Source organism: Sulfitobacter sp. SK025, from assembly GCF_003352105.1.
Classification (GTDB): domain Bacteria; phylum Pseudomonadota; class Alphaproteobacteria; order Rhodobacterales; family Rhodobacteraceae; genus Sulfitobacter; species Sulfitobacter pontiacus.
On sequence record NZ_CP025808.1, the window covers coordinates 674,527 to 689,149 of the forward strand.

Consider the following 14,623-nt stretch of genomic DNA (forward strand, 5'->3'; position numbering starts at 1 on the left):
AAGACCCGCTTCAAATGGCCCTGCCGCTTGTATTCGGGGCCAATTCTGCTAGCACCGGCCCGAGCAAAAGACATGAGGCCGATATGGACGACCTGAAAGCGAAATATCTGGGCCAGATCGCTGGTGCCGCCGACGAAGCCGCGTTGGAGGACATCCGTCTGGCCGCCGTGGGTAAAAAGGGCGAAGTCGCCCTGAAGATGCGCGAGCTGGGCCGTATGACGCCCGAAGAACGCCAGACGGTCGGCCCCGCGCTGAACGCGCTCAAGGACGAGATCAACTCCGCCATTGCCGCGAAGAAAGCAGCACTTGGGGATGCGGCCCTTGATGAACGTCTGCGCAGCGAATGGCTGGACGTGACATTGCCCACGCGCGCGACGCGTCAGGGCACGATCCACCCCGTCAGCCAGGTGACCGAGGAAGTGACCGCGATCTTCGCCGAGCTGGGGTTTTCGGTCGCCGAAGGTCCGCGCATCGACACCGATTGGTATAACTTCGACGCGCTGAACATCCCCGGCCACCACCCCGCACGCGCCGAGATGGACACGTTCTATATGGCCCGTGCCGAGGGCGACGACCGTCCGCCCCACGTGCTGCGCACCCACACCAGCCCCGTGCAGATCCGCACGATGGAGGCCGAAGGCGCGCCCCTGCGCATCATCTGCCCCGGCGGCGTCTACCGTGCTGACTATGACCAGACCCACACACCGATGTTCCATCAGGTCGAAGGTCTGGCGATCGACAAAGACATCTCTATGGCGAACCTGAAATGGACGCTGGAGGAATTCTTTAGCGCGTTTTTCGAGGTCGAGGGCATCAAGACCCGCTTCCGCGCCTCGCATTTCCCCTTCACCGAACCTTCGGCAGAGGTTGATATCCAGTGTTCCTGGGTCGACGGACAGCTGCGCATTGGCGAAGGCGACGGCTGGATGGAGGTGCTGGGCTCCGGCATGGTCCACCCGAAGGTGCTGCAAGCGGGCGGGATCGACCCGAACGAATGGCAGGGCTTTGCCTTCGGCATGGGCATCGACCGTATCGCGATGCTGAAATACGGCATTCCTGATTTGCGGGCATTCTTTGATTCTGACCTGCGCTGGCTGCGCCACTACGGGTTTGCAAGCTTGGATCAGCCGACGCTGCATGGTGGTTTGAGCCGCTAATCGATCGGCGCGGTGTCCGTCGCTGGGCACCGCGCCGCTTGTCCGGTGAACAAGGGCAGGGCCCGATGAAAATATTTCGCAATGAACGTCGGGACCAATCCGAGACGCACCGCAGGCTTTATGCACGGTTCGAGTTGGCCCATACGGTTGTCGATTTCATGGCCGCTTTTTGCTTTATTGTCGGGTCGGTCATGTTCTTTAGCGACGCTTGGCTTACGCCGGGCACATGGCTGTTCCTGATCGGGTCGCTGCTGTTTGCTGCCAAACCAACCCTGCGTCTGATCCGCGAGATCAAGCTTTATCGCGTGGGCGATGTGGACGATCTCGCGCATCGGTTTGAGGATTAGAGAAACCCGTGAGCCTCTCCGCCTTTTTCCACGCGCTGACCGCGCGGCCAAAAGCACTTGTTCAGGCCGCGATGCTGGCCTGCGCGCTGTCTGCCGCGCCAATGGTTGCCACCGCCCAAACCCTCCCGCCCTGCGGTGGGGATACCGTCTGCGAAATAGGTGACCGCAGCTACAACATCCTGATGCCCGATGATTGGGACGGCGTGACGCCCCTGCCTGTCATGATGCACTTTCACGCTTTCCTGCGGCGCGGGCGGACGGTGATCCACCATCCGCGTATCGGGTCCGAGACAAAGCCCCGTGGCGTGATGCTGGTAGCCCCGTCAGCGCAGCATCGGGCGTGGCGGTTCTGGCAGGATGACCCTGCGGATATCGCCTTTGCTGATGCGGTGCTCGCGGATGTGGCGAAACGCTATCCGGTGGATCAAAGCCAGATCTATATCTCGGGGTTCAGCTTTGGCGCGGCGATGGCGTGGCGCTATGCCTGTGCGCGCGGCGACCGGATCGCGGGGCTGATGACCATGTCGGGCACGATCAAACAGTCCAGCACCTGCGCCAATCCGCCGCGTCAGGTCCGCCATGTGCACGGGCTCAACGACCTGTGGATGAGCCTGCCGCGCGGGCCCGAACATGATGCCACCAATGTCGTCGCCCTGTGGCGCAAGGCGTTCCGCTGTGGCAAGGGCCGGCTGGATGGCGCGCTGACCCTCGCCCCGGGGGTAGAGTTCGCGCATTTCACCTGGGACAATTGCGCCGGCGACCGCAGCGTGACGCTGGACATCCATACCGGCGGACATTTCATCCCGACCGGATGGCTTGGCTACCAGCTGGACGGGTTGATGCCCAAAACACCGGGCTAGGCGCAAAACGCAGCCGCACCGCATTGAAACCGCGCCGATTAAACGCTACGCCCTAGCGCAAGCATTGCATGAGGATCACCGCCATGAAATTCACACTGTCCTGGCTGAAGGAACATCTCGACACCACCGCGTCGATCGATGAAATCACCTATGCGCTGACCGATCTGGGGCTCGAGGTCGAAGGCGTCGAAGACCGTGGCGCGAAGCTGGCGGAGTTTACGCTGGGCTATGTGCAATCGGCAGAAAAGCACCCCGACGCGGATCGTTTGCAGATCTGTCAGGTGGATACCGACGAAGGCGTGCAGCAGATCATCTGCGGTGCCCCGAACGCGCGTCAGGGCATCACCGTGGTTGTGGCGAAACCGGGCGTTTATGTGCCGGGCATTGATACCACCATCGGCGTTGGCAAGATCCGTGGCGTCGAAAGCTTTGGCATGATGGCGTCAGAGCGCGAGCTTGAACTATCCGAGGAACATGACGGTATCATCGAGCTGCCCTCGGGCAATGTCGGCGACCGTTTCATCGACTGGCTGGCGGAAAACGACCCCGCCAAGGTTGACCCCGTGATCGAGATCGCGATCACCCCCAACCGTCCCGATGCCTTGGGTGTGCGCGGGATCGCGCGTGATCTGGCGGCCCGTGGTCTGGGCACGCTGAAACAGCGCGATGTGCCCGCGGTCGAGGGGCAGTTCCCGTGTCCGATCTCTGTTTCGATCGACGAAGACACGCTGGACCAATGTCCGGTTTTCTACGGTCGTGTGATCCGCGGCGTCAAAAACGGCCCGTCGCCGGCGTGGTTGCAGGACAAGCTGCGCGCCATTGGCCTGCGCCCGATCTCGTTCCTCGTCGATGTGACGAACTTCTTCACCTATGACCGCAACCGTCCTTTGCACGTGTTCGACGCGGATAAGGTCGCGGGCAACTGCCTGCGCATCCATCGCGCCAAGGGCGGCGAGACGCTGGTGGGACTGGATGACAAAGAATACACTTTCAACGAAGGCATGACGCTGATTTCGGACGCTGAAAAGGTCGAAAGCATCGCGGGTGTGATGGGCGGCGCGGAAAGCGGCTGTTCCATGGACACGGTGAATGTCTTTGTCGAAGCGGCCTATTTCGATCCGGTGCGCACCGCCTACACGGGCCGCGCGCTCAAGATCAACTCGGACGCGCGCTATCGCTTCGAACGGGGGATCGACCCCGAATGGACGCCATATGCCATCGAACATGCGACCCGGATGATCCTGGACATCGCAGGCGGTGAGGCGTCAGAGGTTGTTGTCGCGGGCAAGGTTCCTGACTTTTCGCGGGCTTACAAGCTGGATGCCGCGCGCGTGCAGTCGTTGGTGGGGATGACCATTTCGGAAAGCGAGCAGCGCAAGACGCTGACGGCGCTTGGCTTCCGTCTGGAAGGCGACATGGCGCATGTCCCAAGCTGGCGCCCCGATGTGCAGGGCGAAGCCGATCTGGTCGAGGAAGTCGCGCGGATTGCGTCACTCACCAAGCTTGAAGGGCGCCCCTTGCCACGCCTGACGCCCGGCGTGCCCAAGCCCGTCCTGTCGCCGATGCAGCGCCGCGAGGCCATCGCGCGCCGCGCCTGCGCCGCATTGGGCTACAACGAATGTGTGTCTTACAGCTTTATCGATCAGGCGTCTGCTGCGCTGTTTGGCGGTGGCACCGATGACACCCGTCTGGAAAACCCGATCAGCAATGACATGAGCCATATGCGCCCGTCGCTGTTGCCCGCCTTGCTGCAGGCCGCGGCCCGCAATCAGGCGCGGGGCTTTCCTGACATGGCGCTGTTCGAGGTCGGCCCCGTCTTCACCGGCGGGGAGCCCGGCGATCAGCATCTGCAGATCAGCGGCCTGCTGACCGGCAGCACCGGCCCCAAAGATGTGCATGGGGCATCGCGTCCGGTCGATGTGTTCGACGTCAAGGCGGATATCGAGGCGGTCCTGTCCGCCATCGGTGCCCCCGCCAAGGTGCAGATCAACCGCAATGGCGCTGACTGGTTCCACCCCGGGCGTCACGGGCAGATCTGCCTTGGCCCGAAAAAAGTGCTTGGCGTCTTTGGTGAAATTCACCTGCGGGTGCTGGCGGCACTGGATGTGAAAGGGCCCGCGATGGGCTTCACCATCTGGCCAGCCGAGGTGCCCTTGCCGCGCAAGTCCGGTGCCACACGTCCCGCGCTGAACACCAGCGCGCTGCAAGCGGTTGAACGCGACTTTGCCTTTGTGGTGGATGCCGATGTTGACGCGCTGACCTTGGTCAATGCGGCGATGGGGGCGGACAAGGCCCTGATCGACGATGTGCGCGTCTTTGACGAATTCATCGGCGGTGCCTTGGGCGAGGGGAAAAAATCGCTCGCCCTCACGGTACGGATGCAGCCAAGCGACAAGACACTGAAAGACGCGGATATCGAGGCGGTTGGCACCAAGGTCATCGACAAGGTGACCAAAGCCAGCGGCGGCGTACTGCGCGGCTAAAGCGAACGGAGGCGGTATGACACTGCATGTATATCTCTCGGGTGAAATCCACACCGACTGGCGCGATCAGATCATCGATGGCGCGGCTGGGTTGGATGTTGTGTTCACCGGCCCTGTCACCGACCACGCGGCCAGCGACGACTGCGGTGTGGCGATTCTGGGGGCCGAGGAAAACAAGTTCTGGCACGACCGCAAGGGCGCACAGCTGAACGCGATCCGCACCCGCAAGGGCATCGAAGAGGCAGATGTCGTCGTCGTGCGTTTTGGCGATCAGTACAAACAGTGGAACGCGGCTTTTGATGCAGGCTATGCGGCGGCTCTGGGGAAATCTCTGGTGATCCTGCATGGGGACGACCACGCGCACGCGCTGAAAGAGGTGGACGCCGCAGCTTTGGCTGTCGCCCAAGAGCCCGCGCAGGTCGTGCAGATCCTGCGCTATGTGCTGACGGGCACCCTGCCAGAGTAAGCACGCTTTGCGCCGGATTGCGCGGTTTTCGCCTCTGTAAGGGGGAAAACCGTGCTTATCCGACAAAAACCCATCGTTATCTGGAAAACTTGTGCTAGCGCATGCGCAGTATGTCGTGCGACGTAGCAGGCACGGCTTTCAATCATACGAGGGACAGACATGATTCAAGAATTCAAGGATTTCATTGCCAAGGGCAATGTTATGGACCTGGCAGTCGGTATCATTATCGGCGCGGCGTTTACGGCTATTGTGACCTCGCTGGTCAGCGATCTGATCAACCCTGTGATCGGTCTGATCCTTGGCGGCGTTGATTTCACCAGCATGTATGTGGTGCTGTCCGGCGATGTGCCTGCGGGTACCGGTCTTGACGCGGCGCGCGAAACCGGCGCGGCGATCTTTGCCTATGGCGCGTTCATCACGGCCTGCATCAACTTCCTGATCATCGCTTTCGTGGTGTTCATGCTGGTGAAATCCGTCAACCGGCTGAAATCGCTGGCCGAACGCCCCGATGATGTCGCCCCCGAAGTGGCGACTGGCCCCAGCCAGTTGGACGTGCTGCTGCAAATTCGCGATGAGCTTGCCAAGAAGTAAGCGTTTCAACGGCGTGACACGAAAAGGCCCGCAGGTGCACTGCGGGCCTTTTGCGTGGTGCGTAGCGGGTGATTAACCGGCGATGGCCTGATCGGCGGTGATCGCCTCCATCCCGAGCGCTTCGGCCACGGCGGCGTAGGTCAGCTGACCTGCGTGCACGTTCAGACCTGCCTTGAGGTGGGGATCGTCGGCGCAGGCTTGCTTCCAGCCTTTATCCGCGAGTGCCAGCATGAATGGCATCGTGGCGTTGCCAAGCGCAATGGTCGATGTCCGTGCCACGGCACCGGGCATGTTGGCAACGCAGTAGTGCATGATGCCGTCCACTTCGTATACGGGGTCTTGGTGGGTGGTCGCTTTCGAGGTTTCAAAGCAGCCACCTTGGTCAATCGCCACGTCCACCAGCGCCGCGCCGGGCTTGAGCTCGGACAGTTGCGCGCGGCTGATCAGCTTGGGGGCGGCGGCCCCGGGGATCAGGACGGCGCCGATGATCATATCAGCCTCGCGCGCCAGTTCGATCGTATTGCCCGCCGAGGCGTAAGAGGTGTTGAACACGCCGCCATAGATGTCATCCAGATAGCGCAGACGGGGCAGGGACCGATCAAGCACGGTGACATCCGCACCCATACCAGCGGCAATGCGTGCGGCGTGGGTGCCGACAACACCGCCGCCGATCACGACCACACGCGCCGGACCAACGCCGGGGACGCCGCCCATCAGCACGCCGCGCCCGCCGTTGGCTTTTTGCAGCGTCCATGCGCCCACCTGCGGGGCCAGACGACCCGCGACTTCGGACATTGGCGCAAGCAGCGGCAAGCCACCATTGCGGTCGGTGACGGTTTCATAGGCGATACAAGTCGCCCCGGAGGCGAGAAGATCCTTGGTCTGTTCGGGGTCGGGGGTGAGGTGCAGATAGGTGAACAGAATCTGCCCTTCGCGGAGCATCTTGCGCTCGACCGCTTGGGGTTCCTTGACCTTGACGATCATGTCGGCGCTGTCGAAGACCTCTTGCGCGGTGGCAAGGATCGTCGCGCCTGCGTCGGTATAGGCGGCGTCATCAAAACCAGCGCCGATGCCGGCACCTGCTTCGATAACAACCTCATGTCCCTTGTTCACCGCCTCGTAAGCGGCATTCGGGGTCATGCCGACGCGGAATTCCTGTGGCTTGATTTCTTTGGGGCAACCGATTTTCATGAGTTCATCCTATTGAGGGTGCATTTGAATTACGGTACGCCCCTCGATACGCAATTGGGCACGGATTATGGGCCGGTATCCCCCTTGCTCTTCGAATACTCTGCTGCATATTGGTCATTTCACGCGAAAGTATTGCGCCACATGAGTCTAGACGACATTGATCGCCGCATCCTTACGGCCCTGCAACGCAACGGGCGGATGTCGAACTCTGACCTGTCGGAAAAGGTACATCTGTCGCCGTCGGCCTGTCACCGGCGCGTGCAGCGGCTGGAAGCCGAAGGGTATATCCGCGATTACGTCGCCCTGCTGAACCCGCGCAAGATGGGCGTTCCCACGACGGTGTTTGTCGAGATCACCCTACAAGGCCAAGCGGACGAGGTGCTGGACGCCTTTGAAAAGGCGGTCGCGCGTATTCCCGATGTGCTGGAATGCCACCTGATGGCGGGGGCCGCGGATTACCTGCTTAAGGTCGTGGCCGAAAATACCGAGGATTTCGCCCGCATCCATCGCCAGCATTTGGCGCGGTTGCCCGGTGTGGGGCAGATGCAATCCAGCTTTGCGCTGCGCACGGTGTGCAACACCACAGCGCTGCCAGTCGGTTAAATCGCGGACGGAAACAGCGCCATCCAGATGCCCGCGAACATCGCGATGCCGCCGATATTGACCCAAGCGTGCCATGTCGCATAGCGAAAGCGCATGGCGCGGCGCACATAAAAGCCGACGCCGATCACATAGGCAAATGCCCCGCCGATGATGCACCAGAGCGTTGCCAGCGGCACCCCTGTCAGGTCCGGCAGCGCGCAAAGGCCAATGGCGCCCAGCCCCAGATAGGATGCGGTGGACCACTTGCCCTGAACCTGCGGGTCGGTGATTTTTTTGTACATCGCCACCAACGCCAGCCCCCATGACACACAAAGCAGCGTGATCGTCCATGTCGTGCCGGCCTGCACGAAGAATGGCGTAAACGTGCCCGCGATACTGGGATAGATCGCCGCATGATCAATCCGCCGCATGAGTTTGCGCGCATCGTGCCACGGCGCGAAGTGGTAGGCGCAGGATGCAAGGTTCGATGCCAGCGCGCAAAGCACATAGACCACCACCGCGACCGTGACCGCCGTTTGCAGCGATGTGGCCGATTTCATCACCAACGCGCCGCCAGCCCCAAGAATCAGCGCAAGCCCCACAAGGTGGACGATCAGATCAGCCCGCCGGTGGATCGGGGCAACGCTGGGATAGGTGGGCTGGGTCATGGTCTGTCCTGTCTTTGGCCGCTTTGCGATACGCTCTGCCGTCGGGTCCTGTCTACTGTACCCATGCGTCACCACGCGCGCAGCGGCAGACAAAAGAAAACCCCCGGCACCGAAAGGTAACGGGGGTTCGTATTCTTATGCGTCGCTTGGATGATTTACATCATGCCTTCGCGCTGCAATTTCTTCCGTGCCAGTTTGCGGCTACGGCGGATCGCTTCTGCTTTCTCGCGTGCTTTTTTCTCGGAAGGTTTCTCGAAATGCTGCTTAAGCTTCATTTCACGAAACACACCCTCGCGCTGAAGTTTTTTCTTCAGGGCGCGCAGCGCTTGATCGACGTTGTTATCGCGAACACTAACCTGCATGTGGTTTTCACCACCTTTCTAGTTTGAAGTTGCAAGGATTTGCAGGAACTGGCCATATAGCAACCGAAACCTATATTGTCTAGAGCAAAGCCAATCACCCCTTCAGGAGGCCGCTATGACGAACACGTCCCAGACACCGAAAGAACAACTGCTGGATGCCGCGCTGATGCATGTCGCGTTTGACGGCTGGTCAGAGGCGACGTTCAAGGCTGCGGTCAGCGATACCGGCATGGACCCGACCGTCGCGCGTGCTGTCTGTCCGCGCGGTGCCGTTGATCTGGCCGTCGCCTATCACAAACGGGGTGATCAGCAGATGATCGACCGGATGAAGGCCGAAAACATGACCGAGATGAAGTTCTCGGCAAAGGTTGCCGCTATGGTCCGCTTCCGTCTTGAAGCCGCCACGGACAAAGAGGCGGTACGTCGTGGGACAACCCTGTTTGCCCTGCCACAATATGCGCCCGAGGGGGCCAAACTGGTCTGGGGGACGGCGGATGCCATATGGACTGCCTTGGGGGATACGTCCGAAGACGTGAACTGGTACACCAAACGCGCCACGCTGAGCGCGGTATATTCCTCGACCGTGTTGTTCTGGCTGGGCGATACAAGCGAGGGCCACGCAGAGACATGGGCCTTCCTTGATCGGCGGATCGAGAATGTGATGCAGATCGAAAAGGTCAAGGCGCAGGTGAACAGCAGCCCGACGCTCAGCATGTTGATGGCCGGGCCCAACTGGTTGCTTTCCCATGTAAAAGCCCCCTCGCGGCTGAACCGCAGTGATCTTCCGGGCAGCTGGGGCAGCCCGCGTCCCTAGGCTGGCTTTCCTCGCCAGACCATACCTGCTAGGTGCTGCGGCGTCCGCATCCGGCGCGGGCGCGGCTTATTGGTACTCACGCATATGCACCCGTTTCTGATCGATCTGGACAAGGTTTCCTACACCCCCGAAGGAACCTCGGTGCTATGTGATGTGACACTGCAGGCATCCGAGCGGCGGATTGGTATTGTCGGGCGGAACGGGTCCGGCAAGACATCTCTGGCACGGGTGCTGGCGGGGCTGGTGGCCCCGTCTTCGGGCAAGCTGCGGATCAACGGGGTGGATGTGGTCAAGGATCGCAAGGCGGCCTTGCGGCAGGTCGGCATCCTGTTCCAGAACCCCGATCACCAGATTATCTTCCCCACGGTGGAAGAAGAGATCAGCTTTGGCCTGACCCAGCTGAAACACACCGCAAAAGAGGCCGCAGAGAGAACGGCGGATATCCTCGCCCGCTTTAACCGCAGCCATTGGGCGAAGGCGGCGATCCATCAGCTATCTCAGGGGCAGCGGCAGCTGGTCTGTCTGATGTCGATCCTTGCCATGCAGCCGCGCCTGATCATCCTCGATGAACCTTTTGCGGGGCTGGATATCCCGACGATGATGCATCTCACGCGCGTGCTGCACGCGGTAGAGGCGCATCTGGTGCACATCACCCATGACCCCGCGCATCTGGCAACCTATGACCGGATGATCTGGATCGAACAGGGTCAGATCGTGCAGGACGGCGCGGTGCCTCAGGTGACCCAAGCCTTTGTGGCACAGATGCAAGAGATCGGGGAAAGCGATGATTTCACTCACCTCCCCGGTTGAGACCCGCGCCCACGGTTGGCCTGCGGGGGCAAAGCTGGCAGCGCTTTGCGTGGCGACGATGGGGCTATTCAGCCTGACCCACCCCGCGCTGCAGGCGGCGGCCTTGGCGGTGACCCTGCTGCTTTATGCGCTGCCGGGATGGCGGTTTTTCAAGGTGGGGCTGGCGCGCTTGCGGGTGCTGCTGCCCTTCGTTGTGCTGATCATGGTCTGGCATATCGTGACCCATGACATCATGGCGGGTGCGACCGTGACGTTGCGGATGATGACAGCGGTGGCGCTGGCGAATCTGGTGACCATGACGACCAAGCTGGCGCAGATGGTGGCTGTGGTGACATGGCTGACAACGCCGCTCCGCCGCCTTGGCATCCAGACCCGCGCGATCGAACTGGGCATCGCCCTCGTCATCCGCTTTACCCCCGTTCTGGCGCAAAAGGGCCAGTTGCTGGCGCAGTCATGGCGCGCGCGTTCCACCAAGCGGGTCGGCTGGCGGATGATCATCCCGTTTACCGTGCTGGCGATTGACGACGCCGAACATGTGGCCGAGGCCCTGCGTGCCCGTGGCGGGCTTTGACGTGAGCCTCTCCGCGACCTGACGCCTGTCAGTTCGCATTGTGTGTGCCGAAAACCGTGCCTATGGTGCGGCAAAACAGATTTACGGAGGAGACGTAGTCGATGACAGAAACCATGCGTGCGATAGAGATCACCAAGGCCGGCGGACCCGAAGTGCTGCAACCCACCGACCGCCCCATGCCGCAGCCGGCCCACGGGCAAGTCGTGATCAAAGTGGCCTATGCCGGTGTGAACCGCCCCGATGCGCTGCAACGCGCGGGCATGTATGCGCCGCCCCCCACTGCCAGCGATCTGCCAGGGCTTGAAGCCTCGGGCGTAGTGTCCGCCGTGGGCGAGGGCGTCAGCGGTCTGGCTGTCGGCGACAAGGTCTGCGCGCTGCTGCCCGGTGGCGGCTATGCGGAATATGTCGCGACGCCTGCGGCTCATTGTCTGCCGGTGCCCAAGGGCATGGACATGAAGCAAGCCGCCTGCCTGCCCGAAACATTCTTCACCGTCTGGTCCAATGTGTTCATGCGCGGTGGCCTGAAAGCGGGCGAACGGTTCTTGGTGCATGGCGGGTCGTCGGGCATCGGGACGACTGCGATCCAGCTGGCGCGCGAATTCGGCGCACGGGTTTTTGCGACGGCAGGGACCGACAGCAAATGCGACGCCTGCGCCAAACTGGGGGCCGAGGCCGCGATCAACTACCGTGACTCGGATTTCGTTGATGTGCTGAAAGCCGAGGGCGGGGCAGACCTGATCCTTGATATGGTCGGCGGCGATTACATCCCCCGCAACCTGCTAGCGCTGGCCGAAGACGGCCGTCTTGTGCAGATCGCCTTCCTCAGCGGGCCGAAGGTAGAGGTGAACTTTGCCACGCTGATGACACGCCGTCTGACGATGACCGGCAGCACCCTGCGTCCACAAAGCGATCTGGCCAAGGCCAAGATCGCGGAAGAGCTGCGCGAGAAGGTCTGGCCACTGCTGGACGCGGGCAAGATCGCACCGGTGATGGACAGCGAATACGCGTTCGAGGACGCGAGCGAGGCGCACGCCCGCATGGAGACAAGCGGCCATATCGGCAAGATCGTGTTGAAGGTTGACGCCAACGCCTAAGCGGCGGGCAATAATATGAGGCAAGGGGCGCTCTGATATCAGGGTGCCCTTTGTCGTTCAGGGGGCGTTACGCCGACAGGCGCGCCTCCCATGCGTCAAGGGTTTCGGCCCATGCCGCGGGCACTTCGGCGACCTGATCACGGGCCTTGTCCACGTCCCCCTGTTTGCAGTCCTGTTCGATGGTGGCGAGCAGGGCGTGCATACGCTCTGCGCCGAACATGCCGCACAACCCGGCAAGGTCGTGGGTCTTGCGTTGCAGATCATCGCGGTCCTCGGCCGAGGCTAGGGGCGGCAGTTGCCCCTCTACACGTTGGCGCAGATTGCCAATGCGATCGGCAAGCTTTTCAGGACCAAGCAGTTCGAACAATTCGTTCACCTGATTGGCGTTCAGTACCGGAGGCTGCGGCTCGGCGTGCGTCGCTTCAGCCGCATCAGAGGCACCGTCAGCGGCGGGCATCACAAGCTCGCTTAGCGCGGTTTTCAGACGGCGCGTGTTGATGGGTTTTTGCAGAAAGCCGGTCATCCCGCCCGCGGTAAAGGCCGCGCGTTCGTTGGGCAGGGCGTGGGCGGTCACGGCCATGATCGGGGTATCGGCATTGGGCCCGCCCCCTTGAAGGATCACCTGCGTGGCCTGTAGCCCGCTCATCCCCGGCATCGAAATATCCATCAGGATCGCGTCAAACCTCTGTTCGGCCGCACGATCGATGCCTTCGGGGCCGCTGCTGGCAAGGGTGACCTCGTGACCCAGACGGCCCAGCATCGCCTTAAGCAGATCGCGGTTGATCTCGTTATCGTCGACGACCAGCAGGTTCATCGCGGGGGTGTCTTCGGTATCAAGCTGCGGTTGGGCGACGGGCTGCGGGGCTTCTGTCTGCACGAAGTCTGCTGGCAGTCGCACGATAAACCGCGCGCCTTTGCCAACCTCCGAGACGCAGGTGATCGTGCCGCCCAGACGGTGCACCAGCCGACGGACGATGCCCAGCCCCAGACCGGTGCCCCCTGTGCGCCGCTCGTAGCGGCTGTCGAGCGATACGTAATCCTCGAAAATCCGCTTGAGGTCATCGGGCGGGATACCGGGGCCATTGTCTGCCACTTCGATATGCAGCATCGGCGCATTGTCCGTTTCCATGTCATAGGTCGCGCTGAGCACAATATCGTCGTCGGGGCTGAATTTGATCGCGTTGCTGATGAGGTTGACCAGAATCTGCTGCACCGCGCGCGGGTCTGTCAGGATGGGTGTGTCGGTCAGCCCGTCCTGATCCAGATGCAGGCGCGTGTCCGATGTCTTGGCCAGTGGCGTCATGGTGTTGACCATGCCGACGGTCAGCGCGACCATATCACTGGCTTGCAACTCGTTGTCGTTGGTTTCGGCCTCACTGCGTTCAATGGCTAGCACGTCGTCGATATGGCCCAGCAGGATGTCACCGGATTTCAGCGCGGCTTCAACGTATTTGCGTTGTTCGGCGTCCAGCTTATCGTCATGCAGCAAGTGGATGGCGGAGAGGATGCCGTTCAGCGGCGTGCGCATCTCGTGGCTCATCATCGCGAAGAAACGCGATTTTTCCTGATAGGCATCCAGTGCCTCGTCGCGGGCGCGGATGATCTCCTGCTCTTTTTGCAGTTTGTCGGTGATGTCGCGGATATATGTGACGAAAACCGGCGCGTCGTTTGATCGCGCCAGCGACACCGAAAGTTCGACAGGGAAGATGCGCCCGGTGCCGTCGATCATCTCTGTCTCGTGACGGCCGGTTTCTGCCAGCCGCGTTTTTCCCGTTGCGTTGAAATGGGCGAGGTTATCCCGTTGGCGATGGCGCAGTTTAGGGGGGACCAGCAGTTCGATGTAGCTGCGCCCAAGCGCATGATCGCGCGAGATGCTAAAGACCTCTTCGGCAGAGCCGTTGAAATCGATAATCTCGCCGTCCACCGACAGCACCATCACCGCATCAAGCGAGGCGCGTAGCATGGTCGCCAGTTGCGAATGGTTGCGTTCGACCTCGCGCGAGGCACGGTTGAGCGTGATCGTCTGGCGCGACAGCCGCAGGATCGCCACCAGCAGCGCAATGGTCACGGTCACCACGATCACCAGCAAGATCTCGATCAGCTGCGCGATCTCTTTGCGCTCGGCCTCTGCCGCTTTGGCGGCGAAGGAGATGGAGGCAAGCCCGATGTTGCGCGGCATATCCTCGACCGTGGCCAGCGCTTCCGATAGGGCGGGCACACCGGCGGCAAGCGCCTCATCGCTGCCGTCGATCAGGGGGATCTGTGTGTCCATAACCGCTTGTATCTTCTGGATTTCCCGGCTTAGGTCGCCGCTTTGCTGTACGCGTTCGGCGACTTCGGTGCGGCTGTAGAAGATGTCGAACCGTTTGCGCAGGTTCGCCAGATCGTTTTCGTCCCCGGACCGCGCCTGTTCAACGGCACCATCCAGTTTGAGAAAGTCGATTTCAAGCTGCGAGAACACCCATTCGGCATGATCCTGCTGCGCGCTGCCAAGGGCGCGCACGCGGTCCCAGACGTTGAACGCCAGGTAACCGGCAAGCAGGATGCCGACCATCAGCGCCAGGGCAAGAATATATCTTACCCTGTTGCGCTGTGGGCCGTCCTGCATCAAATCGGCCATGGTGAAC

The 14,623-nt window shown here is 61.5% G+C and carries 15 protein-coding genes; 11 read left to right on the plus strand and 4 right to left on the minus strand.

Annotated features, from left to right (window positions below; genetic code table 11):
- Nucleotides 1-83: 83 nt before the first annotated feature.
- The 6 genes from pheS to mscL all read left to right on the plus strand — a co-directional run bounded on the left by pheS (nt 84) and on the right by mscL (nt 5,904).
- The gene (gene pheS, locus C1J04_RS03180) at nt 84-1,157 is read left to right on the plus strand and encodes a phenylalanine--tRNA ligase subunit alpha (protein ID WP_037954562.1); all 1,074 of its coding nucleotides are present in this window, start codon (nt 84-86) and stop codon (nt 1,155-1,157) included.
- Between the two features lie 65 nt (nt 1,158-1,222).
- Nucleotides 1,223-1,504, plus strand: a complete 282-nt coding sequence (locus tag C1J04_RS03185) for a YrhK family protein (RefSeq protein ID WP_037954103.1) — start codon at nt 1,223-1,225, stop codon at nt 1,502-1,504.
- An 8-nt stretch (nt 1,505-1,512) separates the two neighbouring features.
- Nucleotides 1,513-2,364, plus strand: coding sequence for an alpha/beta hydrolase family esterase (locus tag C1J04_RS03190; RefSeq protein WP_009825926.1), 852 nt, complete (start codon nt 1,513-1,515; stop codon nt 2,362-2,364).
- Nucleotides 2,365-2,447: 83 nt separating this feature from the next.
- Complete coding sequence (gene pheT, locus C1J04_RS03195; protein WP_009825927.1) at nt 2,448-4,847, plus strand: phenylalanine--tRNA ligase subunit beta; 2,400 nt, start codon at nt 2,448-2,450, stop codon at nt 4,845-4,847.
- Nucleotides 4,848-4,863: 16 nt separating this feature from the next.
- On the plus strand, nt 4,864-5,313 hold the full coding sequence (locus C1J04_RS03200; RefSeq protein WP_009825928.1) for a YtoQ family protein: 450 nt from the start codon (nt 4,864-4,866) through the stop codon (nt 5,311-5,313).
- Between the two features lie 159 nt (nt 5,314-5,472).
- Nucleotides 5,473-5,904 carry a large conductance mechanosensitive channel protein MscL gene (gene mscL / locus C1J04_RS03205; RefSeq protein WP_009825929.1) on the plus strand — a complete coding sequence of 144 codons (432 nt, stop codon included), beginning with the start codon at nt 5,473-5,475 and terminating at the stop codon, nt 5,902-5,904.
- A 72-nt stretch (nt 5,905-5,976) separates the two neighbouring features.
- Here mscL and ald read toward each other — a convergent pair whose 3' ends face one another.
- Nucleotides 5,977-7,095, minus strand: a complete 1,119-nt coding sequence (ald, locus tag C1J04_RS03210; RefSeq protein WP_009825930.1) for an alanine dehydrogenase — start codon at nt 7,093-7,095, stop codon at nt 5,977-5,979.
- Nucleotides 7,096-7,236: 141 nt separating this feature from the next.
- Between ald and C1J04_RS03215 the strand changes: the two genes are divergently transcribed.
- On the plus strand, nt 7,237-7,698 hold the full coding sequence (locus tag C1J04_RS03215) for an Lrp/AsnC family transcriptional regulator (RefSeq protein WP_005851227.1): 462 nt from the start codon (nt 7,237-7,239) through the stop codon (nt 7,696-7,698).
- On the opposite strand, the gene trhA is transcribed toward C1J04_RS03215, so the two are convergent.
- Both trhA and rpsU read right to left on the minus strand, forming a co-directional pair.
- Nucleotides 7,695-8,345, minus strand: coding sequence for a PAQR family membrane homeostasis protein TrhA (trhA, locus tag C1J04_RS03220; RefSeq protein ID WP_009825931.1), 651 nt, complete (start codon nt 8,343-8,345; stop codon nt 7,695-7,697). The genes C1J04_RS03215 and trhA overlap by 4 nt on opposite strands.
- Before the next feature lie 155 nt (nt 8,346-8,500).
- The gene (rpsU, locus tag C1J04_RS03225; RefSeq protein WP_005851231.1) at nt 8,501-8,707 is read right to left on the minus strand and encodes a 30S ribosomal protein S21; all 207 of its coding nucleotides are present in this window, start codon (nt 8,705-8,707) and stop codon (nt 8,501-8,503) included.
- A 115-nt stretch (nt 8,708-8,822) separates the two neighbouring features.
- On the opposite strand from rpsU, the gene C1J04_RS03230 reads away from it, so the two are divergent.
- The 4 genes from C1J04_RS03230 (at nt 8,823) to C1J04_RS03245 (ending at nt 11,996) form a co-directional block, all read left to right on the plus strand.
- A complete protein-coding gene (locus C1J04_RS03230; RefSeq protein WP_009825932.1) occupies nt 8,823-9,521 on the plus strand; it encodes a COQ9 family protein in 699 nt (232 codons plus the stop codon).
- 84 nt (nt 9,522-9,605) lie between these two features.
- Nucleotides 9,606-10,331 (plus strand): energy-coupling factor ABC transporter ATP-binding protein, encoded by a 726-nt coding sequence (locus C1J04_RS03235; RefSeq protein WP_009825933.1) that lies wholly within the window; start codon nt 9,606-9,608, stop codon nt 10,329-10,331.
- Nucleotides 10,306-10,902, plus strand: coding sequence for an energy-coupling factor transporter transmembrane component T family protein (locus C1J04_RS03240; protein WP_037943106.1), 597 nt, complete (start codon nt 10,306-10,308; stop codon nt 10,900-10,902). The genes C1J04_RS03235 and C1J04_RS03240 overlap by 26 nt, the downstream gene beginning before the upstream one ends.
- Nucleotides 10,903-11,003: 101 nt before the next feature.
- Nucleotides 11,004-11,996 carry an NAD(P)H-quinone oxidoreductase gene (locus C1J04_RS03245; RefSeq protein WP_009825935.1) on the plus strand — a complete coding sequence of 331 codons (993 nt, stop codon included), beginning with the start codon at nt 11,004-11,006 and terminating at the stop codon, nt 11,994-11,996.
- Between the two features lie 67 nt (nt 11,997-12,063).
- On the opposite strand, the gene C1J04_RS03250 is transcribed toward C1J04_RS03245, so the two are convergent.
- Nucleotides 12,064-14,616, minus strand: a complete 2,553-nt coding sequence (locus C1J04_RS03250) for a hybrid sensor histidine kinase/response regulator (RefSeq protein ID WP_254693848.1) — start codon at nt 14,614-14,616, stop codon at nt 12,064-12,066.
- Between the last annotated feature and the right edge of the window lie 7 nt (nt 14,617-14,623).